Below are 21,973 nucleotides of genomic sequence, written 5' to 3' on the forward strand. Positions count from 1 at the left end.
TCCCTTTTTTAAAACTCAATAGGATGCTTTAAATACAACTCAGGATCATTCCAAATTTCCTGAATGTATTCTTTCGCTGCAAAGTCTCGTAGTATTCTTGCTCTTAACGTATCAAAACCATCCCAATAATCTAAATTTTTATTTGGGGGGCTATCCGCTAAATCATCAACCCAAGGAATATGATGTAATTTTTCTGCAATTGTTAAGGGATGAACTGTTCCAGTCAAAATAAGTTTAAACTGCTCTTTTGAAAGCAGATGACTATATACATTCACCTTAGATTTATAATATCGCAACAGTACTTTGATCAATAAACAAAAATATAACAATGAGTTATATCCACCAACACCATTTACGTCACTGATATGATATGGGGGATAAAAAGTCTCAACTGCGTAATTTTCATAAATTTTAAGAATAATTAACTGTCCTGTTTCTGATAATTCGCGAATAAATTTTATTTCTTTCACTTTTGATGCAGATAAATATTCATTACTAGGGGCTGAACCTAAAAGCAGCTTTATATCTTGATCTAAATATTCATTTAAACGTATGTGCTGAATATCATATGGAGTCTGTTTACCAAAGAGTAACCAGTTTGGATTCACTGAAGTATGTTGCGCTATTTTTTCCAATTGTCCGAAGGTGGGTTCTAATTCTGCTCTAAACCATGCTTCAGCCTCATCAGCCGTATCTTCATTGATCTCAAAAGCTAATTCAGCAATTGTAAATTCATTGAAATGATAAATTTTTTTCAATTCACTTAATACAAAATTTAAACGTTCAGCTACCACTTTTTTTCGCTCTGTCGGAGATCGAGCTCGAAGAAAGTTTTCAACGATTTTTGCTGCTTCAACTTGAATATTGTCATTCATGACGAATGAATCGTAAAGTCGAGAGGTCGCTTCTGCATTGATAGAGCGTTGATTCGCTTTCGCTGCAGCATCAATTTTAGCTTTTAGCTCTTCAGGAATACGAAGATTAAATTGGATATCTTTCTTACTCATACATTCTTTAGTCGGTAAAAAATAGCACTAGCATTATGCTATAAAAAAAAAGTTGACATAAGTGTTAGCATATTGCTATGTTAGCAATATGCTAACAAGTGGTATGATGCACATGAAACAGACGAATCTCCGTTTACCCATAGATTTAGTTTCTTGGGTCAAACAAATGGCAAAGCAAAGACATCAGTCAATGAATGCTTTTTTTATTACGGAATTGGAACGATTAAGAAAAGAGGAACAGAGAGAATTGACAAAAAAGTAATTATTTTCATTCGGCAAAAAGTATAAAAGCCCATGCGGGAACATGAGCTCTTATGAATGTCTTCATTGCTGATCAGACATTTGTATTTTGATGAATAGGGGCATTTTTGTCAATCCTATCTCAAGATCACTTTTTGCCTGTTTTTTAATAAACAGGAGGCTCAAAATGAGCACTAAACTTAAAAATGGTCAGTCACGCTACCAGTCTAAAGCCAAAGTTGTGAGCATCAAAAAATTTCAGTTATTGACGTTGGTTAAGGCAACCCGTTGTTTAAATGATGCAGAATTCGAAAAATATGGTGATGCTTATCTCAAATTCCCCAGTATTATTCAAGGGGATGGGCAGCCATCTGAAATTTTTAATCTGTACTTACTGAAAAAATTACAACAAACAATACAGTATGATTTTAAAACATTTGCATCTATTGCCAATCAGCTTGTTGATTTTCAGCGTTTTTTAGAAGATGAGCAACTGAACTGTTTGAAGTTTCACAAACTAAAACAGTCAAATGCGATTTTTAAATATCGTACTCGTCTTATTGAGCAGACAAATGCAGGTCTAATTTCAGCTCGCTCTGCAAGTAATCGAATTAATGCGGTAGTGAATTTTTACCGATTTCTCGTTACAGAAGATTTGATCGATCATCAGTGCTATGGCATACCGTTTAAAGACGTTTACAAATATATTGCTGTAGATAATGAATTTGGTGCACGTCGAAAAATGGCAATTAAGTCACATGATCTTGCAATTCATGTTCCAGCCAAAGCTCCAAATTCTGAAGCGATTGTGGATGGTGGTGAATTAAGCCCTCTCAGCGTTGAATCGCAAACTGTCATATTAAAAGCACTGCAAAAATCATCACGTGAATATCAGCTGATGTTCTATCTAGCATTATTCACAGGTGCTCGTTTACAAACGATTTGTACTTTGCGAATAAAAAGCTTAATTGGTTGTGAGCTTGATAGTCATGGCTTTATTCGTCTGCCAGTTGGGGCGGGTACAGGTGTGGACACTAAATTTCAAAAGCCGATGATACTTTTGATTCCAAATTGGTTAGTACAAGATCTTAAAATCTATATCAATAGTGAGCAAGCGCGTCTGCGTAGACAGAAATCAAATTATGGCGACTCGGATGAAAACTATGTGTTTCTCACCAAGCTTGGTACACCTTTCTACACCAGCAAAGCTGAACAGCAAGAACTGACTGAGCAGATTAAAGCTTCTGACTCATTTGGGGCGAGGCTGAAACTGTATGAGGGTGAAGCGGTACGTAGTTATTTAAAAGTCGTGCTATTACCCGAAATTCGCTTGATTGATCCACAATTTAAAAGTTTTAAATTTCATGATTTACGTGCCAGTTTTGGGATGAATCTGCTTGAAAGTCAATTGCAGCATCTACCTGAAGGGCATTCTGCTATGACAGCGGTCGAATATGTGCAAGCTCGGATGGGACATCGCAACATCAGCACAACTTTACAGTATTTGAATTATAAATCACGATTGCAATGGCGCAGTAAAATTCAGCATGAGTATGAATCAAGCTTAATGAAATACGTGATGTCTTCTGTCAATTTAGCAGGAGAATTGTCATGAATTTTAGACGCTCTCCGATTTTTGTGCATATCTCAGATATCAACAAACAAATTAATGAGCATGAGCGACTTGTTCTTGTCTGCAAAGATAAGACAGCTTCTTTTGCTTTTAAAACATTTGACATCGGAACTCTGTTTTATCGGAAAAGAGTATCTGGCGAGGCTTTGTCAGAACGACAGTTATCTGCATCTTTTGATGAAAAAAGACGTTATTTTTTGCAGTGTTTAACGGACTATTTGTTGCAAATGAGCGGATCAGATTTGTCAAAAGGACTATTTTATTACACCAGTAAACTTTTTTTAGATTGGGTGGATAGCCAAAAGAAAATTTTTGATTTATCAAATCAAGACAGTGTGATAGATGCGTATCGTCGTTACAGCAAATATTTAGTTGATCGCACTTTGCTTGCAGATACTGATGAAGAAAACCTAGCTGCACATACCGCAAAGCAGTATCAGCGTTATGTTGCCAAACTGATTGCATATGTATTTGATTGTCATGAAATTGATATTTCTAGTCAAGCGATGCAAGTACAGTCTCAGCGTTATGATGTGCCTATTTTACCGATTGCAGAACAAGATCATCAAAAAACTTATGCAACTTTGTTAAATGTCTTTCTTGAAATTCATCGTATTGTTGTACAAGAAAATGACTTTCCTGCGCATTTTCAATCTGTAGATGACGAAATTTTTAATTTCTATTCTGGATTTCATCATCAAGTTGAAAAACAGCATATTCAGTTCGATATGCAGAGGTATCTAGCTAAATATACGGCTATTCCATCTTTGTCAAAAATGCTAGCTGATTTTGAGTTAGAAGAAGATAGTGAGCATCGAAAGCGTGTACGTGAAAACCGCAATCAAGCGATCCGTAAACTTGAAGAACGCAACAAAAATAAGCGGCATTTAGAGCGTGAAAGACTTGCATCCTACGGCCTGACCATCGGCATGCTGTTATTTATTGCACAAACTGGAGCAAATCTAGACACTGCTCAACAGTTACACCTTGATACGATGGAAATCCTACCGAGTACACAAGGCCGACGCTTTTCAGGAACGAAAAGCCGTGCAAGAGGCAAGACAGTACGGCCAGAGTTTGGAGTTAAATTTGAGCCGATTTTTAGAAAAATTTTAGAACTTCGGGCTTGGTATATTCAAGATGAGCAGTGTGATTTGGTCTTTCCAATGCGCGATAATATTCGAAAATTAAGTTCAATTGGAAATAGTAAATTACAGTCACTAAAAAAATTTTTGCAGCGCATTTTCCCGAAAATGGCTTGGATCACACCACGAGAGTGGCGCAAGCATGTTAGCAGTCAATATGTTGAATTGAGCGATGGTGATTTATTGCTTGAAGTCGAAAAAATGGGACACTCACTCGATACTGCGAAGAAAAATTACAGTCGAACTTCATTTAAAGATGCAGCTCAGCAAATTTCACAATTTTTTAATGAGTTGAGAGAAGTTGCGGTAGCACAAACTCGAACCGTTGAGCGTATTCCTGTGCAAACGCTAGATGAGCCTGTTGATGTTCAGACCTTGCCAGTCGGGGCTTGTATGACAACAAATCTACAGCCTGAAAAAGCAACGGGTTTTACTGCGCAAGCTCCAACTCCAAACTGTCAGCAATTTGAGCACTGTTTATTTTGCCAGCATTATGCAGTTCATGCTGATGACGAAGATGTGCGTAAGCTGTTATCACTGAAAAGTCTACTCGGCTATGTAAAACAAAAAGCCACGGACTTAATCAAGTGGGAACAGCAGTTTGGGGTTGTACTACACCGAATTGACGAAGTACTCAACGAGTTATCAAATACTTATGAAAATTTACGTGATCGTATTTTTTCAATTCAAGAAGAAGTAGAAAGCGGTGATTTAGATGCCTATTGGCTCAATCATTTTGAATTGCTAATTGATTTGGGGTGGATATCATGAGTTCATTTAATTCGTATTTGTATGCCAGTGGCGTTGCTGAGCAGTTTTTACCAGATGAATATCGTTTGGAGAATAATCAGCTGACTGTTCCCACAAGCTTTATTTTATCCCGTATGTCAAATGGCGCAACATTATCTCAATTTGGCGATGATGTTTGGGACTTTTCACCCTATCTGCCGAAGTGTCACTGTAAATTAAATTTTAAGAGCTGGTTGAAACATGCTCGTGAGAATGATTTTCTCTTCTGTCAAATACGTGCTGAAATGAAAAAAATCATTTTTGCGTTGCTTTATATAAAATCAGGTAAGTCGATTATTAAAAGTGTTGAGCAACGCCATCTTGTCTTGCGACAGTTTGCTGCAATTGCTTACCGCAATGGTTGCACATTGACACAATTATTTAGTGATGCAGGTTATATTGCGAAAGTGCATGAGGCTTATGCTGGTATCAGTTATCAAAGAGCTAATCACATCAAAGCATTTTTAACTGATTGTTTTGCATTACAGCAGCAGTACCCATTGCTCATTCCTGCGTTTAGTACATATAAGCCAATAGAGCATTTAGCAAAGTTGGCTGCTCAACTCAGGTTGCATTCAGGCAAAGTAGGCCCACAAACCAAAGTTGTTCCTTCACGGCTTTATATAGCCTTAATTAATGCTTTAGCAGATAAATTGAATGAATTTAATCAAAATGCATCAGCACTTCTGAAATGGTTTCAGCGCAAGCAGCAGGCTTCAAATTTTGCTTTGATGCCGACAGAATTTAAGCGTGAAAAAAATGCAGTAAGTTTTGCTGATGCTCGAGATTTACTCGGTTTAACGGCACTGTTTGAAAATAATCAGATTCAAAAACATGCCAACCTCACCCGTTATATGACGCTGATTCAAGGTATGGCCAAGTTGTGGATTCATCTGTTTACAGGGATGCGTGATAATGAAGTGAATCAGCTGTCATCTGATTGCTATCAAACTATTCAAAGTAACGAGCATCTTGTGCATGTCATTATGGGCTATACATCAAAATTACATGGGGGTGGCAACAAGTCTACCTATTGGATCACGTTTGAAGATATTCAAGTAGGCGTACATGCAGCACAAAGTATTGGTGAAATATATGCCCTGCTCAACCCACATTATGATATGTCTAATTCTGCTGAATACCCATTATTCCCAACGCTGTACTCGCAAAAGCATCGAAATAAAAATAATCAAAATATTAAAAACGAAACGGATTTTGTGTCACATTTTTTAGGTGCTCCGACCCGAACACAAGCTAATTTTAACCAGTATCTAGGCCGTATTTGCGTATCACTGGGTGATGGACTGAAAATTATTGAAAGTGATTTAGCCGAGCTTGAAGCTTTCGATGCTTTTCGCAACTGGCGGGACGAAAAAGACTGTCAGATTGGCAAATATTGGAATATCTGTACTCATCAATTTCGGCGTTCTTTAGCTGTGTATGGTGCACGTTCAGGGATTATTGGATTAGGAGCTTTATCCGTTCAATATAAGCATTTAACCGAAGCAATGACTTTATTTTATCGAGATAATGCTGTATTTACGCCGAATATTCTAGCCAGTGATAGCCAAAAGGAATTTATTCAAGAGCTGGAATATCAACGTCTCGTTCATTCTTATACACAATTTGAAGATGGTGTAATTAATAGTGCTAGCCGTTTACTCGGTGGTGCAGGAACCTATTTGCAGCTGCAAAAAGACCGCGAGCAATTACTCACAGTATTTCCGAATCGTGATGAAACCATCAAGCGTATGAAAAAAGGGGAAATTGCTTGCAAGACTAGCCTGTTTGGTGCTTGTACTAATCCTGATTCTTGCGAAAAAATTTCATTTACTGCGATTACGAGCTGTTTGAGTTGTGCCTATGCAGTGTTTGATGCAGAGAGTGCGGAAAAGATGCAAAAAGCGGTGCAACGACTAAAACGAATGCGTGACGTAGAAGTGCAAGGTAGTTTGTTATATGGGCAGATAGACAATGACATTATGGCTTTAAACAAAATGATTCAAAGAATTAAAACGATTAATATTGAGGTTTAAAACATGAGTGTACTCAGTGAATATTATGCTGCTTTGGAGCGATTAAAAGCCAACAAACCGATTATTCTACCGAAAGGCTCTGCCATTAATAACGATACGGTTGCAATGGAGGCAGGGCGTAAGCGTGGTTCGATTAAGAAGAGCCGTCATGCTGCACTTATAGAGGCAATTGAGCAAGCTGCACAGGCAGCAGGGCAAAATGTTCTTTCGCCTGCACAGCAAATTGAAAAAGCGAAAACTAAGACCAAGGCAGTGAAAAGTGATTATGAGCAGCTGAAAGAAGATTATGAAAAACTTCTGGAAAAGTTTAATTCTCTATTGCTAGAAAATTTCGAATTAAAAAAAACGCATCTCTAAGGATGCGTTTTTATATGAAGTGATTAACTTTCAACTTCACCGTCTTTTAGTTCGCATTTACCAGTAGCAATAACACATTCAACAGATGCACCTGAACCTTTGCCCTCTGGAATTGTACCTGTTACCTTCGTTGGTGTCTCGCCCTCCTCTAATGCTACTTCGCATTTACCTTCGATCGAGAAATTTTCTGCATTCGGCTCATCAGTTTGGGAATCAGGATCATTAGAATATAAAATATATTGGCTAGTAAAGTTTTTAGTACTTGCCATACATGATTGATCAGTGGCGCGCTTTGTATAGTTTTGATAAGCAGGAATCGCGATTGCAGCCAAAATACCGATAATAGCGACCACAATCATGAGTTCGATGAGCGTGAAGCCCTTCTGCATTGTATTCATAACATTCTCCACAAATGTTTTGTTAATTTAATTATAAGCTTTGTAAGCTAATTTATAGTTGCACAAAGTGTGCCAATGCATATTACTCAATTATTTCTTATGAAATCAATAGATTGTTTAATAGATTAAAAATCTTAAAAACTTAAAAGTAAATTTATGTAATTAAGTGACAAAAAATGTCAGTTTTGTCGGTTTTGAGATATGTAAATATAAAAATTGCTTGTACTGGGAAAACTTAAATTATTAGCAGCTAAGCGAGCAGAAAACTATATTGGTTTGGTAGTGGTTGCTTGTGTGGGGATGAAAGCAATTTGAAATTGAAAGTGCTGTTGTATACGGAATATTTCATATATGGGTGAGTAATAGAATGAAACGGCTTAAAGACTTCAAAATACCCGAACGAATACCTCGTGCAGCTGTGAAAGTTGTGTCCATGCAATTTGTTGATGACGAAGCGACTAGGTGTATTGTTCTACATCATGCAAGACGTGTGATTCTTCAGCATAAAGAAGAAATACAGAAGTTGGCTTATAAATGAGTCTGGATTTTTTACTCTATTTTTAGCTAGGCAAAATTTTAAAATATCTCATGAGCAGTCTGCCATTATAAAAATTCATTCTATCGCCCCGAGTAAAAGCCATTTTCTGATATGGACAAATTGGAAAAATTTGTCCATTGAAAACGATGTCCATATGGACAAAGCAAGTAATTATATAAAGCAAGATAATTCAATGGTTTGATGCATGTCCATATAAAGTGACTTATGGAATGTATTGAATTAATGATCGTTGTAGCGATTATCGGTATTTTGGCTGCAATTGCGATTCCCGCTTACCAAGATTATGTCCGTAAGGCACGTTTTACAGAAGTTATGTCTGTAGGTAATGGATATAAAACAACAGTCGCTGAATGTCTTAATGATACTGGTGCGTTAACCACTTGTGATGCTGGTACAGCTCCAATTCCTGCCGCACCTACTACTATGCCAGCAAATGTATCTGCTCTTACTGTTGTAGATGGCGTAATTACAGTAACGGCTGTTGCAGCTGCTGGCGGTTATACATCTGTATTAACACCAGTAGTTGATGGGGCAACAGTTAGATGGACACAGACTGGTACTTGTTTAGCTGCTAATTTCTGTAAGCCTTAATGGTGTAACTAGACTAAGCACATAGTAAGTTAAAACTTAGATTTCATAGTGACTTTTGATTCTTACTATTATGTAGTCAACTAATAAACTGATTTAAAAGTTAAAACAAAAACGCATCTTTAGAGATGCGTTTTTGTTTTAACTTAAAATTTTCTAACAATAGCGAATTACACTTTTCCAATATTTCTCTTAGCCAATCCTTATTGAAGCTTAGGTATAGCATTTTCTGCCCAAACCCAAATGATTCGTCCAAAGTAACCCACAATGTAATAGCGTTCTTGGAAAGTTGGGTTTCGATAGGCTCAACCCACACGTTGTCTGAACTTGTCGAAGACAAAACAACACTTTCGCAAGAACTCTATTTAGTTTCAATATATTTTAAGCAAAACTCAACAGGATTTTTTGAGATAACTTCTTTTCTAATAAAGGCCTGTACTTTGAAGGTATGGGTCTTTTTCTTGCCGCTATAGCTTTTCTTCTGTTTTTTTAGGCCTTTGGATTGGAATTTCTGTGGCATCTACGATCACAACATTCCAGTCGATGCCTTCGCCCTCGGGTAAATCTTTGGGTAAATTAAACAGATTGGACTGAATCAGGCAGTCTTTAACATGACGTACAACTCTTGAAGCTGTCGGCTCTGAAACCCCGTAACTCGTCGCAACGTGAAATAAGGTTCGGTATTCCCGCCAATAGCTCAGACAGAGCAGAACCTGGTCTTCCAGGCTTAACTTGGGCGGTCTGCCTTTGGCAGGGACATGCATTTTCAATTGCTCAACCATTAAATAGAAGGTTGACCATGAGATGCCAGTGTATCGCTTGAATTGAGGAACAGAAAGCTGGTTTGAATCGATGTATTTCATCCGCAGATTATGCACGAATGCTAAAAAATATGGAGTACAAATATCAACCAAAAGAAGGTCATTTTTTTGATTTATGAAAGAGACCTATTATTGCACTTATTGCTAGTAGCATCATTTTTTTTGTATGGTATTCCGCACTGCTTACCACAGCAGTTGGTGTAACGCACATTTTACTTATGATGCTTGCTATTGATGTGGTGATAGGGCCGCTCTTTACACTATTAGTTTATAAACAGGGGAAAAAGACTCTTAAATTTGATTTAATTGTAATTGTGCTGATTCAGCTATCTGCTTTTGTGTACGGATTTTATAGTATCGAACAAGGTCGTCCTGCGTGGATTGTGTTTAATGTAGATAGCTTTGAGTTGGTGCGAAAAAATGAAATTGTGGATCAAAATATAAAACAGGCTAAACCACAATTTCAGCAACCTTCTTGGTTAAAACCGCAGTTCGTTGCAACAGAATTTGCCAAAAATACTCAGCAGTGTAATGATGATATGTTTGCAGAAGTCTTTGGTGGTATTTCCCTTGCACAACGTCCAGAACGATATGTCGATTTTGTCGAAGCAAAAAAACAAATACAGCAGCGTGCCCAAAAATTAGAATTATTACAGCAGTATAATAACAAAACCGATGTAGATAAAATTTTAGCAAAATATCCACAGACAGTCGCATTTTTACCACTTAAAGCTACAGCAATTGATATGACCGTACTTGTAGATAGTAAAGGTGATGTAGTTAAAATCGTCAATTTAAGACCATGGAACTAAATCACTAAGAACGTTCTGAAAAAAAGCAGATTATCATTTAATCTGCTTTTTTATTATCATACTGTCATTCTATTTTCACTGATTTAATCATGAAATTTTTCTTGTTGCTTTTTGCCGCTGTTTTTATCTCCCTTGCATGGCTCCTCCCTATTCATTACAGACCATGGGTCACTTACACAGGTGAATTATTTGCCTTTTTATCACTTTTTGCCCTTGCTACAATTTATTTAAAAGACAAAATTAAATTACCTGTGATCAGCTTGCCTTTACTACTTCTTGCTACTATTCCGCTTATTCAATATTTCAGTGGTGAATTATTTTTCTTCGATAAAGCTTTGATCTGTACACTCTTTGTCTTTGGTTTTTGGCTGAGTATAGTCATCGGCTATAATTTGCCGGTCAAAAAAATAGATCGTGAAGATGTTTTTATGGGACTAAGCTATGTATTTTTAATGGCGGGAACAGCGACGGGTATTATTGCAATCTGCCAGTGGTTAACCTTGGACGCATATATCCCAGGCATGGTGGATATGAAACGTGCTGTTCGCCCATATGCCAATTTTGCCCAGCCCAATAATATGGCAACGTTTTTACTCATGTCTCTTTTAGCATGTTTATATTTATACGAAAAAAAGAAAGTTCATACAAAATGGTTGATTCCAGCAGTATTTATGATGTTGATGAGTTTGGCATTAAGCCAATCTCGTACATCATGGGTGGCTTGCATCTGCATTATTGTGTATTTGGCTTATCAGCAGTTTAAAGGCTATATCTCAATTAAGTGGTATTACTTAACGGCATGGTTGGCGATATTTATAGGATTAGTCCTTGTATTGCCTGTGATTGGGAGCTATTTAACCCAATTATTAGATATGCAGATTAAATCGGTAGATATCGCACGTCGTGCAACAGGAGATATGTCACGTTTAGCCATCTGGCAGCAAATGCTGCACGCCATTATGGATCGTCCATGGTTTGGTTATGGGTGGAACCAGACCAGTGTCGCTTATACATTGGTCAGTGATCATTTTCAGGGACCAGTATGGGTTCGTAGTGCACATAATTTTATTCTGGATTTTATTCTGTGGAATGGTTTAATTATTGGCATGCCATTCTTGGCATATTTTGGCTATTGGGGCTATCAACTCAACAAGCATGTCAATTCAGTTGAATCCGTGATCGGTATTTTAATGATTGGTGCAGTATTGATTCATTCAATGCTGGAATTTCCGCAATACTATGCTTATTTCTTATTACCTGTTGGTTTTATTATTGGTCTAGTTCAGTCCCAACAAGCTAATATTAAAACCATTACACTTTCACCCAATTATATGCGTGTAGGTTATGCGGTATCTTTGCTATTGCTGATTTTAATTGTCAGAGATTATTCAGTTATGGTGCCCAAACTGAATCAGTCGATGCGTTATGAGCAAATGCCTGAGAAAATCACCAATCAAGATCAAATCTATCTACTTGAAGAGTTTGATCGACGTATTGAATGGATTCGGATGAATCCATATACCAAGGTCAATCCGCAAGAGTTGGAGGATATTAAGGAGATAGTGCTTAACTATCCGACTAAATATGATCTAATTAAATATGCCAAAGTTCTGGCTTTTAATGGCTATGAGCAAGAAGCAAAACATCAACTGTGGTTGTTAAAAACATTACGTAAAGTCGATCTGGACTATGCCTCATTAGCCCAACCGGTTTCTGAAAAGTAATAGCTAAAACTAAAAAAGCCAGTCAATCGACTGGCTTTTTTCATAGACAATTAAATTTGGCTTTGAATATAGTTTTCTATACCCACTTTCTCAACCAAATCAAGTTGAGTGGTAGTCCAGTCCAAATAGTCTTCTTCTTTTTCCAAAATTTCCTGTACAAGATCACGGGTCACATAATCCATTTCCTGCTCAGCCAAGCTGACCGCTTTTTGTATCACTTCAATATTTTCGTTTACTTTGCGCACATCACAATTCAGTACTTCAACAGTATGCTGACCAATGTACAACTTGCCTAAATTTTGCAGGTTAGGTAGACCTTCGAGAAATAAAATACGTTCAATGATTTTATCTGCATCTTTCATTTGGCGAATGGATTCTTTGTATTCTGCAGAACCGAGTTTCTCAATTCCCCAGTCATTAAACATGCGCGAATGAAGAAAATATTGGTTAATGGCAGTCAATTGGTGATAAAGCACCTGATTTAACTGATTAATCACATCACGATTGCCTTTCATTGTAAGTTCTCCATCAACAATTTCTGCCTTAACCATGTGTCAGGCAATCAAAAAATTATTATTACAATGATCTTAAACAAGAACCGAAATAATGGCGAGTAATTTATTAAGCTGAGTGTAAAACCATGTTTTTCCGGGCCAGAATATAAGCGACTTGCCCCAGCCATACGACATGAAACGTCGTTTAAATTGGAATATATCCAAAATAATGAAGATATCAATGTTAAAGTATAATGTATGAAAACACTTAAACTTCGCATAAAAGACAAACATTCTGCGGTGCTTAATCAAATGGCATCTGAGGTCAATTTTGTCTGGAATTACGTGAATGATTTGTGTTTTAAACACCTCAAAAAGAAAGGTGAATTTCTCAGTGCTTTCGATGTAGCAAAGTACACCAAAGGCACTTCAAAAGAGTGCCATCTCCATAGTCAGACTGTTCAGGCAATTACCGAAGAACTGGTGATTCGCAGACAGCAATTCAAGAAATCCAAACTGAAATGGCGTGTCAGCAACAGAAAATCAGCCAGACGTTCACTTGGATGGATTCCATTTAAGAAAGTCGCAATCAAACATGCCGATGGCTATGTCCAATATGGAAAGCATCAATTCAAGCTATGGGATAGTTATGGTTTGTCTAAATACAAGATTAAGACAGGCTCATTTGTAGAGGATGCACGTGGTCGCTGGTACGTCTGCTTAATTGTGGATAGTCCTAAATTGGAAAAAACCAAAGCCACTAAAGCGATCGGGATTGACTTGGGCTTAAAGGATATTGCGACCTGTTCTGATGGTACGGTGATTTCTAATCCTAAATTCTATCGCCAGTATGAACAAAAGCTCGGTATTGCTCAGCGAGCAAAGAATAAAAAACGTGTACGTGCATTACACGCCAAGATTGCAAACTGTCGAAAAGACCATTTGCACAAAGCAAGCACCATGCTTGTGAAAGACAATGCACTCATCATTGTAGGTGACTTAAGTGCGAAGAAATTAGTCAAAACCAAGATGGCAAAATCGGTTTTGGATACAGGATTTTCAGCACTCAAAACAATGCTCAAGTATAAATGCGAGAACGCAGGGGTATTATTTGAAGAAGTCAATGAAGCCTATACCACCCAGATGTGTTCATGCTGCAGGAAGATATCCAGCAGCAGTCCGAAAGGTAGAGCAGATCTTGGAATAAGGGGATGGCGGTGCGTGGAATGCGGTACATTCCATGAAAATCGGGATATAAATTCCGCACTGAACATTCTCGCGCTCGGACATGAGCGTCTAGCTGTAGGAATCCCCGTCTTTCAGGCGGGTGAAGATGTCAATGAACGGCAAATGAAAATCGCAATCAAAACGCTTAAAGGTCAAATTGGAATAATGTGATAAGAAAACCCGCTTAGAGTCATAAGCGGGGGAGGAAGATGATCTTTCGATCATTAAACTTTGATTATTATGGTTATAGTATTTAAGCGGCTATCGATATACGGGCAGCAATTTCTGAGAGTTCGTCACTAATGATGGCGCGCGCTTCTGGTGCACAGCGACCACAGCATGTACCCAAATCAAGTAAGTCGCGAATTTCGCGATAGCTTTCAGCGCCATTGGCTACGGCATCTTTAATATCTTGATCGGTAATACCACGACATAAACAAACGTACATTTTCAACTAGCCACAATAGTGAAATGGGATAAGTAATATTATTGATAATTGTTATCGTTTGTCAATGAAATTCATTTGAAATATCTTTTATCTTAATTGAGTTTTTGAATAAAAAAATACCACCTGATCGGTGGTATTTTAGACAATTTCTTAACTATCTGATTTTATTTATTAATAATGACCACACCATCCATTTCCACTAAAGCATCTTTAGGCAGGCTTGCGACACCTAATGCTGCACGTGCAGGGTAGGGTTGTGCAAAATATTCACCCATAATCTGGTTTACCAGCTGGAAATGTGAAAGATCAGTCAGGAAAATGTTCAGTTTGGCGATATCTGCCAAAGAGCCACCCGCTGCTTCACAGACTGCTTTTAAATTATCAAATACACGACGAATCTGAGCCTCAATACCTTCAACCAATTCCATACTGTAAGGATCTAAGCCAATTTGACCTGAAAGATACAGTGTATTTTCAACTAAAATCGCTTGAGAATATGTACCAATTGCTGCTGGTGCATTTTCCGTATGGATTACTTGACGGGACATTGATTTCTCCTTATATCATCTTCATACATCATAGCGTATATCAGTCAAAAAAGTTGCATATGATTGAATTAACTTGCTTTAGATGCTTCTGTAATATTAATCGGTTGGGCTAAACGGGTAATGCGCGGAAAACCAAAATGCATACGTAAATCACGAATGATTTGAGCAATTTGTTTGCGGTTATGCACCACAATATTCACGTAAGTTTTTCCTTCATGGTTATGCACCATTTCTACGCCAGTTTTTTCTTTACGGCATTGGTAGATGAGGTCGGAAATTTGTTCATCATTCATCACCATATCAATGCTTAAATAGGCGGTAAAGCTAATATCATCGGTATCTTCAGAAGCCCACTGCAAAGGCATAATATTTTCTGGATGCTGGTGTTGTTCATGTAGCAGGTTGTGACAACGGGCGCGATGGACGATTAATCCACGACGCGATAAATGTCCTTGAATTGGATCACCGAGAACAGGATTGCAGCAATGTGCATATTTGACATCTACCCCTTCAGTACCTTGAATCAGGCGGGTTGAAGATTGAGTCTCGATACTTTTACCTTGTGCAAACAGATGGTTGGCAACCAGTTGCGGAAGTAGGTCTCCCACAGCGACTTGTTCAAATAACTGCTCTTTAGATTCGATGTGTCGCCATTGCAAGATATCAATCCAGTCCGCCTCGGTTAAATCCTTTATCGAGCGATTAAACAGTTTCAGTGCACGATTCAGCGCTTGTTGACCGACCAGTTGCTGCTCTTCAATATCTTGATCGCGCAAAATATTTTGTAAGGCGCGACGTGCTTTCTGGGTATTAATAAAACTGAGCCAGTCTGGATTTGGGGTCGCGAGTACATCAGTAATAATCTCAACCACTTGCCCGCTGATCAGTGGGGTTGAAAGCGGTTTTGTTTCACCATTTACTTTAGCGCCCACAGCATGATTGCCTAAAAATAGGCTAGCTGAATAAGCAAAATCGACTGCTGTTGCCCCTTGAGGGAGTTCATGCAAATTGCCATGTGGGGTATAAACCCAAATTTTTTCTTGATGTAAATAATCTAACAGGTCGCTAAATGTGGTTTTCGCACATGCACCATCAATCAGGACATTAAGATTCTGCATTGAAGCTTGAATGGCTGAACGGCAGGCTTGTGGTGCATTTTCGCCCAGCACCACACCAAAACGGGCAGCCTTACGCATCAGTTCAGTTTGAATGGTTAGAGATAAAGTGGTTTTCTCGCCTTTTAAACGCATCATCAGCGATTGATTGCCGCCTGGAAGTGGACGGCGAATATGATCTTCATAATGCAAAATTTGGAAATTTTCCCGCAAAATTTCTGCCAGACGGTCACAGTCAGCAATACTTTGTAAAACAATTTCAAAAGCATGGCTATGTGTCAGTTCTTGCAGATTGATATCATTTTTAACAAAGTGGCGCAGTAATTCGATATTGTTGTTTTTCTTTTTAATACGACCTGAAATTTGATGCTGCTGCAGCAATTCAGTGAGGTTTTTTTCCCAAATACTTTGATATTCACAGCGTTTGGGTTTGGTTTGAAATAATGCTTCTTGCACATTATTAAACATATCGAGATCGAGATTTTGATAGCACAGATGTTCCAGGTTATCGGCCATCTCATTCATACCGACAATACGTGCCATCGGAACAAAAATATCAAAGGTTTCTTGGGCAATACGCCGACGTTTATCTGGGCGTAATGAACCCAACGTGGTCATATTGTGATAACGGTCTGCGAGTTTAATAATAATGACACGTGGGTCTTGTAGAGTCGCTTGCAGAATTTTACGGAAGGATGCGGCCTTATTATATTCTTTATCACTGGAATGACTGAGCTTGGTGACGCCATCGACCAGTTCTGCAACGGTACGTCCAAATTTTTCAGCAATATCTTCTTTATTGAAGTCAGTATCTTCAATCACATCATGCAAAAGGGCAGCCATGAGGGTTTCTGCATCTAAGCGCATATGCGAAAGAATACTACTCACCGCGATAGGATGCAGGATGTAAGGTTCACCACTTTTTCGGGTGATCCCATCATGTGCAATATCGGCATAATCGCAAGCCACAAGCACGCGCTCGACATCGCTTGCACTTAAGTAAGCGTCGATAATAATTTTGAGCTGTTGTCTGGCTTGGCTGACCTGTGGGCCTGGCATATAACACCTTTATTACTTCAATTTTACAGTTTAAATTGCTAGACCTTTAATGAAAAACATATTGTATGACTTGTCAAATTTTTCATTTAAAAAAAAGCAAAAAGATACCTATTGAATAATGTATCTTTATACTTATGTTATAACGGTTATTGAGCAAATATAAAAGTTTTCCAATAAAAAAAGCCTAGTTAAAAACTAGGCTTTTTTAAGATTTTTTTTCTTATTGGAAAGAAAAGCCATCTAAATTCAAGTTGTTTGCAGAAAGTGCAAGGTCAAGACTAGAAGTTTGATAATCTTGATCACGTTGTTTCAAAATATCTTTAGATACATGACCTGCTGCAATTTCACGTAAAGCAACCACAGTCGGTTTGTCGTTATCCCACTCTACAGTTGGTTCGATACCTTGACGTGCCAATTGACGCGCGCGTTTGCTTGCCACTAGTACAAGCTCAAAGCGGTTGTCTACATGGTCTAAACAATCTTCAACGGTTACGCGTGCCATAAGAATTCTCGTTTGAATATTAAATTTGAACAGACTGAGCAGTATAAAAGGCTTTGCCTGTAGACTCAAGTTTTAATCACAATTCAACTGGAGTAATTAATTTTTCAATCAATTGTTGATGACGATCCGCTTGTTGAGATATCACCAAACGATTGGCGATAATCACGCATTCCAAGTCATGTAATGCTTTATTAAAGTCATCATTAATAATGACATAGTCAAAGTTTGTATATTGCTGCATATCTTCCACAGCGCAACTTAAACGATGTTCAATCACTTCAACAGAGTCTGTGCCGCGATTTGATAGACGTTGACGTAAATCAAACTGGCTTGGCGGTAAAATAAAAATTTGTTTAGATTCAGGGAAAAGTTTACGAACTTGTTCTGCACCTTGCCAATCGATTTCAAGTAAAACATCATGACCTTTCGCCAATTGTTGTTTTACTGTGGCTTGAGCGGTACCGTAATAGTTACCAAAAACTTCGGCATACTCAATAAAACCACCTTGCTCAACTAAAGCAAGAAAATCTTCTTTTTGCGAAAAATGATAATGCACACCTTCGAGTTCACCAGGGCGTTGACCACGAGTTGTGTGAGAGACAGAAACGTGTAAATTATTTACACGCTCAAGTAGGGCTTTAACGAGAGATGTTTTGCCTGTTCCAGATGCAGCAGAAACGACAAACAAGAGACCCGACATGATATTTTTCCTGATATGATAAAATATCTTCTCTATTTTAGAGCAGACAGCCAGCAAACTAAATAGCTGATCGTAGGTTGTTTGCATTTATTTCAAATTATTCACTCTAAATTCAAGTGAACATTGAGGGTCTTATGGAAATTGTATTGGCCAATCCACGTGGTTTTTGTGCAGGTGTCGACCGAGCAATTGCGATCGTCAATCGGGCACTTGAATGCTTTAATCCTCCGATTTATGTACGTCATGAAGTGGTACACAATAAATTTGTGGTCGATGATTTACGTCAGCGTGGGGCAATTTTTGTTGATGAACTGGACGAAGTGCCCGACGACAATATTGTTATTTTTAGTGCGCATGGTGTCTCTAAAGCGGTGCAAATCGAGGCGGAACGTCGTGGTTTAAAAGTCTTTGATGCAACTTGTCCATTGGTGACTAAGGTGCATATTGAAGTCACTAAATATGCCCGTGAAGGGACTGAAGCCATTTTAATTGGTCATGAAGGTCATCCTGAAGTTGAAGGCACCATGGGGCAATATGACAAGAAAAATGGCGGTGAAATTTACTTGGTTGAAGATGAACAAGATGTTGCAGCTTTAATAGTTCATAATCCTGAAAAAGTGGCTTTTGTCACGCAAACGACTTTATCCATTGATGATACAGCCAAAGTGATTGACGCACTGCGTACAAAATTTCCTGAAATTCAGGGTCCGCGCAAAGATGATATATGTTATGCCACCCAAAACCGTCAAGATGCAGTACGTGATTTGGCTATGCAGTGCGATGTGGTTTTAGTGGTTGGTTCTCCCAATTCATCTAACTCAAATCGTTTACGTGAATTGGCTGAGCGTATGGGGAAACAGGCTTATTTAGTCGATAATGCAGATCAGCTTGATCAAAATTGGTTTAATGAAAATACCAAAATTGGGGTCACTGCTGGCGCATCTGCACCTGAAATTTTAATCAAACAAGTGATCCAGCGATTACAAGATTGGGGAGCTAATGCACCAGAAGAGCTTGCAGGACGTGAAGAGAATATTACTTTTAGTTTACCCAAAGAGTTACGTATTTCTGTAACTCAAGCATAAAGCGTGAATGATTTAACATTCTGAAATTTTTAAAAATTTGACAGATAATTGTATTTTGACAGTTATCTGTTTTTTTATGCCTTTTATCCTGTTATGTGTTTAATTTGTAATTAAGTGAGATATTATTTTTAATATGGTAAAGTTTTGTTGCCTTGGGGGGAGTATGCAAAAAAAAGAACAGGGATTCACTTTAATTGAGCTGTTGGTGACGATTGGGGTGCTTGCAATTATTGCATCTATAGCTACCCCCTCTATGACTAATTTTAGAAAAAATCAAGAAATCAGTGAGCAAGAAAAAAAAGTTAAATTGGCTTTAAGTGAGGCTCGCACTGAAGCGAGGCTGCAAAATAAACCAATGAAAGTTGTCTTTTCATCATCGGGGGAGGGGGCTGCCGATACGCTATATGTTGATATTGACTCAAATAAATATAGTTTCAATATGAAAGACAAAAACTTGACTTTTTACAACAATGGACTGGTTGATACAGGGGGGAAACCTAGATTGTGCTTACGTATATCTGATAAAAAAGATGCTAGCCGATTTCGAGTTTTGGAACTTTCTAAATTGGGGATAGTGTCAAAAAGCACTGAGAACTGCACTGAAACATAAGGTAATGATGATGAATAAGCAAAAGGGTGTGGGCTTAATTGAAATTATCGCTTCTCTAGTCATTCTTGCGATTGCAGCTATGGGGTTTATTGCTCTGCAGTATAGAACTTTAGAAATGGCTTCAGAGTCTTTAAATCGAGTTGAGGCTGTCAATATTGCAAGAAATCTTTCAGAGCGCATGTATGTAAGCCGAGCTTCCTATGTGGACTGTTTAAAGGACTCTTGTTCTAGCAATACTTTTGCAGGCAAGGATTGGGGTGAGATGTATGCTTTGGCGACCCAAAGAGGTATGAACATAGGCGTGTTTACGTGTCCTGACACGCAAAATGGTCGCCAATGTATCTATGTGGCATGGGGGAAAACTACTGCTGAACCAGGTTCTTGCACTGAAACTGATCAATTTGCATATAAATCTGATTCTAAGTGTGTAGTTGTGGAGGCATTCAATGAATAGTTCTAATCAAGGCTTCACCCTCATTGAGCTGATGGTATCGCTTGTACTTGGTCTTATTATCGTTGGTGCTGCATTTCAGATGCTTATCTCTGGACAGAGAAGTCTAGCATTTCAGGAGTCCATTCAAGGTTTGCAAGATAATGCAAACATAGGCATTAACTATGTTGCAGATGATATTAAACTCACAAACCTTAATTTTCCATTTACTGAAATTAAGCCTAGTCAGGTATCGGGATTAATTGTAAATACTAGCAATTATCTGAATGGAGCTGCGAGTACGACTGTTTCTGGCGAAGGTAGTAATTCCAGCTTTGTAAGTGCTAAAAGTGATGTATTAGTTATTCAATATAAGCCTGATCAGACTAAGGCATACGATTGTGAAGGTAATGGTATAGATGCAGATGATGTTATTGTTCAGCGTTACTTTATACGAAAAGATGATAATGGTGGTGCAAACGATTTTGTGTTGGCTTGTGATGCAGGAAAATATAAAGATGGCGTTGCATTATCTGGTCTGAATGGTAAAGGGCAGATCATTATGAAAGGTGTTGATCTTTTTAAAGTTCGGGTAGGGGTAAGAGATAATGCGAATAATATGTCTTATAAAACGTTAACTGAGTTTAAGGCACTTCCAAATACATCTAAAGCGGTTTCTTTACAGATTGGAATTTTAGGGCGTTCCTTAGATAGCATTAATGTTAATTCGGTAGAAAAAGTAAAGCAAAATATATTTGGTACCAAATACTCAATAACAAAACCAAATGGAGTAACAACCAAATATGTTTGGATCCCTGTTGAACGCACGATTGCTTTGCGTAATGGACAGGGAGAGGAGCTATGAATAAAGCTAATCAAAGTGGTTCAACTATTGTAGTCATTATGGTTGTGGTTGTATTGCTTACCATTATTGGTGCAATGGCAATGCGAGGCAGTATTTTTGGTCTTAGAATTGCGACCAATAGCCAAGCAAATAACATCATGGATCAAAATAATGATGCCTCTTTTTATCATATTGAAAATTTAGATTTTATTAAGAGTCAATTGATTGGAACAGGGTTATTGGGTTTTCCTAAAATGGTCGATAATCGTAACAAGGAGTTGGTGCTTTGTTATCGTAGTAGTACTTCAAAATTTTATCAATTAGGTAAGGCAAGTCTAATATATTCGGAACTCGCAAGTGGTTCGGAAACAGTAAAAAAAGAGCATATTGGTGGCTCTTCTAATATGGGGTTTTGCCAAATTAATGCTTCTAAGTCTGACTTTGTAAGTGGTCGCGGTGCCGCTATGACTCAAATCGCTGTTCGCATGTCAGGTTACTCAGAGGATGAGCCATTTGCGCATTATCAAATTGGTACTGATGCTGAGACAGGAAAGTTAGAGGACACATTACGTGTGGTTGTAACCTCAACCACAGTTATGCCTGTACTAAGTTCTGCAACGAATAAGACCATAAATGATTGTATGCAAAATTTAAGTTATATCGATGATCCAGATTCAAGCTTGCAAACCGTATCTGAATGTCTAAGTGAAGCAGGGGTTCCATTCAAAACGCAGGTAGCTGAATACAATCTAGGTCAATTTATTAAAAAATATGTTGCTCCACCAAGCGCATAGGAGAGTCG

At 38.1% G+C, this 21,973-nt stretch carries 22 protein-coding genes and 1 pseudogene; 14 read left to right on the forward strand and 9 right to left on the reverse strand.

Annotated elements, in window-relative coordinates:
• Positions 1-8: 8 nt before the first annotated feature.
• Positions 9-1,007 carry an Arc family DNA-binding protein gene (locus HLH16_RS03870; RefSeq protein WP_171528316.1) on the reverse strand — a complete coding sequence of 333 codons (999 nt, stop codon included), beginning with the start codon at positions 1,005-1,007 and terminating at the stop codon, positions 9-11.
• Positions 1,008-1,119: 112 nt separating this feature from the next.
• Between HLH16_RS03870 and HLH16_RS03875 the strand changes: the two genes are divergently transcribed.
• The 5 genes from HLH16_RS03875 (at position 1,120) to HLH16_RS03895 (ending at position 7,207) form a co-directional block, all read left to right on the forward strand.
• Complete coding sequence (locus HLH16_RS03875) at positions 1,120-1,269, forward strand: Arc family DNA-binding protein (protein WP_228153534.1); 150 nt, start codon at positions 1,120-1,122, stop codon at positions 1,267-1,269.
• A gap of 165 nt (positions 1,270-1,434) precedes the next feature.
• Positions 1,435-2,862 carry a tyrosine-type recombinase/integrase gene (locus tag HLH16_RS03880; protein ID WP_171528318.1) on the forward strand — a complete coding sequence of 476 codons (1,428 nt, stop codon included), beginning with the start codon at positions 1,435-1,437 and terminating at the stop codon, positions 2,860-2,862.
• Positions 2,859-4,796, forward strand: coding sequence for a hypothetical protein (locus HLH16_RS03885; RefSeq protein WP_171528319.1), 1,938 nt, complete (start codon positions 2,859-2,861; stop codon positions 4,794-4,796). Before HLH16_RS03880 ends, HLH16_RS03885 begins: the two co-directional genes overlap by 4 nt.
• Positions 4,793-6,850, forward strand: a complete 2,058-nt coding sequence (locus HLH16_RS03890) for a hypothetical protein (RefSeq protein ID WP_171528320.1) — start codon at positions 4,793-4,795, stop codon at positions 6,848-6,850. The genes HLH16_RS03885 and HLH16_RS03890 overlap by 4 nt, the downstream gene beginning before the upstream one ends.
• Positions 6,851-6,853: 3 nt before the next feature.
• On the forward strand, positions 6,854-7,207 hold the full coding sequence (locus HLH16_RS03895; RefSeq protein ID WP_171528321.1) for a hypothetical protein: 354 nt from the start codon (positions 6,854-6,856) through the stop codon (positions 7,205-7,207).
• Positions 7,208-7,230: 23 nt separating this feature from the next.
• On the opposite strand, the gene HLH16_RS15990 is transcribed toward HLH16_RS03895, so the two are convergent.
• Positions 7,231-7,596, reverse strand: a complete 366-nt coding sequence (locus tag HLH16_RS15990) for a prepilin-type N-terminal cleavage/methylation domain-containing protein (RefSeq protein WP_502707636.1) — start codon at positions 7,594-7,596, stop codon at positions 7,231-7,233.
• 790 nt (positions 7,597-8,386) lie between these two features.
• Between HLH16_RS15990 and HLH16_RS03905 the strand changes: the two genes are divergently transcribed.
• The gene (locus HLH16_RS03905) at positions 8,387-8,755 is read left to right on the forward strand and encodes a pilin (RefSeq protein ID WP_284729905.1); all 369 of its coding nucleotides are present in this window, start codon (positions 8,387-8,389) and stop codon (positions 8,753-8,755) included.
• A 464-nt stretch (positions 8,756-9,219) separates the two neighbouring features.
• Here HLH16_RS03905 and HLH16_RS03910 read toward each other — a convergent pair whose 3' ends face one another.
• Positions 9,220-9,615: a transposase family protein gene (locus tag HLH16_RS03910; protein ID WP_171528323.1), complete on the reverse strand. Its 396-nt coding sequence runs from the start codon at positions 9,613-9,615 to the stop codon at positions 9,220-9,222.
• Positions 9,616-9,701: 86 nt separating this feature from the next.
• Here HLH16_RS03910 and tfpZ point away from each other — a divergent pair, with 86 nt between their 5' ends.
• Positions 9,702-10,385 (forward strand): TfpX/TfpZ family type IV pilin accessory protein, encoded by a 684-nt coding sequence (gene tfpZ / locus HLH16_RS03915; RefSeq protein ID WP_171528367.1) that lies wholly within the window; start codon positions 9,702-9,704, stop codon positions 10,383-10,385.
• Between the two features lie 89 nt (positions 10,386-10,474).
• Positions 10,475-12,109 carry an O-antigen ligase family protein gene (locus tag HLH16_RS03920; RefSeq protein ID WP_171528324.1) on the forward strand — a complete coding sequence of 545 codons (1,635 nt, stop codon included), beginning with the start codon at positions 10,475-10,477 and terminating at the stop codon, positions 12,107-12,109.
• A gap of 50 nt (positions 12,110-12,159) precedes the next feature.
• Here the strand turns inward: HLH16_RS03920 and bfr are convergent, their stop codons facing one another.
• Complete coding sequence (bfr, locus tag HLH16_RS03925; RefSeq protein WP_171528325.1) at positions 12,160-12,624, reverse strand: heteropolymeric bacterioferritin subunit Bfr; 465 nt, start codon at positions 12,622-12,624, stop codon at positions 12,160-12,162.
• Positions 12,625-12,861: 237 nt separating this feature from the next.
• Between bfr and HLH16_RS03930 the strand changes: the two are divergent.
• Positions 12,862-13,914 (forward strand): annotated as a pseudogene (locus HLH16_RS03930) (RNA-guided endonuclease InsQ/TnpB family protein); the annotation flags it as partial.
• 169 nt (positions 13,915-14,083) lie between these two features.
• Here the strand turns inward: HLH16_RS03930 and HLH16_RS03935 are convergent.
• The 5 genes from HLH16_RS03935 to gmk all read right to left on the reverse strand — a co-directional run bounded on the left by HLH16_RS03935 (position 14,084) and on the right by gmk (position 18,202).
• Positions 14,084-14,278 (reverse strand): bacterioferritin-associated ferredoxin, encoded by a 195-nt coding sequence (locus tag HLH16_RS03935; protein WP_005259971.1) that lies wholly within the window; start codon positions 14,276-14,278, stop codon positions 14,084-14,086.
• Between the two features lie 164 nt (positions 14,279-14,442).
• Positions 14,443-14,826: a deaminase RidA gene (gene ridA / locus HLH16_RS03940; protein WP_067726797.1), complete on the reverse strand. Its 384-nt coding sequence runs from the start codon at positions 14,824-14,826 to the stop codon at positions 14,443-14,445.
• A 68-nt stretch (positions 14,827-14,894) separates the two neighbouring features.
• Positions 14,895-17,000 (reverse strand): RelA/SpoT family protein, encoded by a 2,106-nt coding sequence (locus HLH16_RS03945; RefSeq protein ID WP_171528326.1) that lies wholly within the window; start codon positions 16,998-17,000, stop codon positions 14,895-14,897.
• Between the two features lie 220 nt (positions 17,001-17,220).
• The gene (gene rpoZ / locus HLH16_RS03950) at positions 17,221-17,502 is read right to left on the reverse strand and encodes a DNA-directed RNA polymerase subunit omega (RefSeq protein WP_004650579.1); all 282 of its coding nucleotides are present in this window, start codon (positions 17,500-17,502) and stop codon (positions 17,221-17,223) included.
• A gap of 76 nt (positions 17,503-17,578) precedes the next feature.
• Positions 17,579-18,202, reverse strand: coding sequence for a guanylate kinase (gene gmk / locus HLH16_RS03955; RefSeq protein ID WP_171528327.1), 624 nt, complete (start codon positions 18,200-18,202; stop codon positions 17,579-17,581).
• Between the two features lie 134 nt (positions 18,203-18,336).
• On the opposite strand from gmk, the gene ispH reads away from it, so the two are divergent.
• From ispH to HLH16_RS03980, 5 genes are all read left to right on the forward strand, one after another.
• Positions 18,337-19,287 carry a 4-hydroxy-3-methylbut-2-enyl diphosphate reductase gene (ispH, locus tag HLH16_RS03960; protein WP_171528328.1) on the forward strand — a complete coding sequence of 317 codons (951 nt, stop codon included), beginning with the start codon at positions 18,337-18,339 and terminating at the stop codon, positions 19,285-19,287.
• Positions 19,288-19,450: 163 nt separating this feature from the next.
• On the forward strand, positions 19,451-19,897 hold the full coding sequence (locus HLH16_RS03965) for a pilus assembly FimT family protein (protein WP_171528329.1): 447 nt from the start codon (positions 19,451-19,453) through the stop codon (positions 19,895-19,897).
• Between the two features lie 10 nt (positions 19,898-19,907).
• Positions 19,908-20,351, forward strand: coding sequence for a type IV pilus modification PilV family protein (locus HLH16_RS03970; protein ID WP_250850222.1), 444 nt, complete (start codon positions 19,908-19,910; stop codon positions 20,349-20,351).
• A complete protein-coding gene (locus HLH16_RS03975; RefSeq protein ID WP_171528331.1) occupies positions 20,344-21,192 on the forward strand; it encodes a PilW family protein in 849 nt (282 codons plus the stop codon). Before HLH16_RS03970 ends, HLH16_RS03975 begins: the two co-directional genes overlap by 8 nt.
• On the forward strand, positions 21,189-21,965 hold the full coding sequence (locus tag HLH16_RS03980; RefSeq protein WP_171528332.1) for a hypothetical protein: 777 nt from the start codon (positions 21,189-21,191) through the stop codon (positions 21,963-21,965). The genes HLH16_RS03975 and HLH16_RS03980 overlap by 4 nt, the downstream gene beginning before the upstream one ends.
• Positions 21,966-21,973 lie beyond the last annotated feature (8 nt).

Source organism: Acinetobacter sp. ANC 5378 (assembly GCF_013004315.1).
GTDB lineage: Bacteria > Pseudomonadota > Gammaproteobacteria > Pseudomonadales > Moraxellaceae > Acinetobacter.

Coding starts and splice junctions, on each gene's coding strand:
- HLH16_RS03910 (WP_171528323.1), bottom strand. CDS start 9,615: ATGAAATACATCGATTCAAACCAGCTTTCTGTTCCTCAATTCAAGCGA.
- rpoZ (WP_004650579.1), bottom strand. CDS start 17,502: ATGGCACGCGTAACCGTTGAAGATTGTTTAGACCATGTAGACAACCGC.
- gmk (WP_171528327.1), bottom strand. CDS start 18,202: ATGTCGGGTCTCTTGTTTGTCGTTTCTGCTGCATCTGGAACAGGCAAA.
- HLH16_RS03935 (WP_005259971.1), bottom strand. CDS start 14,278: ATGTACGTTTGTTTATGTCGTGGTATTACCGATCAAGATATTAAAGAT.
- HLH16_RS15990 (WP_502707636.1), bottom strand. CDS start 7,596: ATGCAGAAGGGCTTCACGCTCATCGAACTCATGATTGTGGTCGCTATT.
- HLH16_RS03980 (WP_171528332.1), top strand. CDS start 21,189: ATGAATAAAGCTAATCAAAGTGGTTCAACTATTGTAGTCATTATGGTT.
- HLH16_RS03945 (WP_171528326.1), bottom strand. CDS start 17,000: ATGCCAGGCCCACAGGTCAGCCAAGCCAGACAACAGCTCAAAATTATT.
- HLH16_RS03975 (WP_171528331.1), top strand. CDS start 20,344: ATGAATAGTTCTAATCAAGGCTTCACCCTCATTGAGCTGATGGTATCG.
- ridA (WP_067726797.1), bottom strand. CDS start 14,826: ATGTCCCGTCAAGTAATCCATACGGAAAATGCACCAGCAGCAATTGGT.
- HLH16_RS03905 (WP_284729905.1), top strand. CDS start 8,387: ATGATCGTTGTAGCGATTATCGGTATTTTGGCTGCAATTGCGATTCCC.
- bfr (WP_171528325.1), bottom strand. CDS start 12,624: ATGAAAGGCAATCGTGATGTGATTAATCAGTTAAATCAGGTGCTTTAT.
- HLH16_RS03885 (WP_171528319.1), top strand. CDS start 2,859: ATGAATTTTAGACGCTCTCCGATTTTTGTGCATATCTCAGATATCAAC.
- HLH16_RS03880 (WP_171528318.1), top strand. CDS start 1,435: ATGAGCACTAAACTTAAAAATGGTCAGTCACGCTACCAGTCTAAAGCC.
- HLH16_RS03965 (WP_171528329.1), top strand. CDS start 19,451: ATGCAAAAAAAAGAACAGGGATTCACTTTAATTGAGCTGTTGGTGACG.
- HLH16_RS03895 (WP_171528321.1), top strand. CDS start 6,854: ATGAGTGTACTCAGTGAATATTATGCTGCTTTGGAGCGATTAAAAGCC.
- HLH16_RS03920 (WP_171528324.1), top strand. CDS start 10,475: ATGAAATTTTTCTTGTTGCTTTTTGCCGCTGTTTTTATCTCCCTTGCA.
- HLH16_RS03890 (WP_171528320.1), top strand. CDS start 4,793: ATGAGTTCATTTAATTCGTATTTGTATGCCAGTGGCGTTGCTGAGCAG.
- ispH (WP_171528328.1), top strand. CDS start 18,337: ATGGAAATTGTATTGGCCAATCCACGTGGTTTTTGTGCAGGTGTCGAC.
- HLH16_RS03875 (WP_228153534.1), top strand. CDS start 1,120: ATGAAACAGACGAATCTCCGTTTACCCATAGATTTAGTTTCTTGGGTC.
- HLH16_RS03970 (WP_250850222.1), top strand. CDS start 19,908: ATGAATAAGCAAAAGGGTGTGGGCTTAATTGAAATTATCGCTTCTCTA.
- HLH16_RS03870 (WP_171528316.1), bottom strand. CDS start 1,007: ATGAGTAAGAAAGATATCCAATTTAATCTTCGTATTCCTGAAGAGCTA.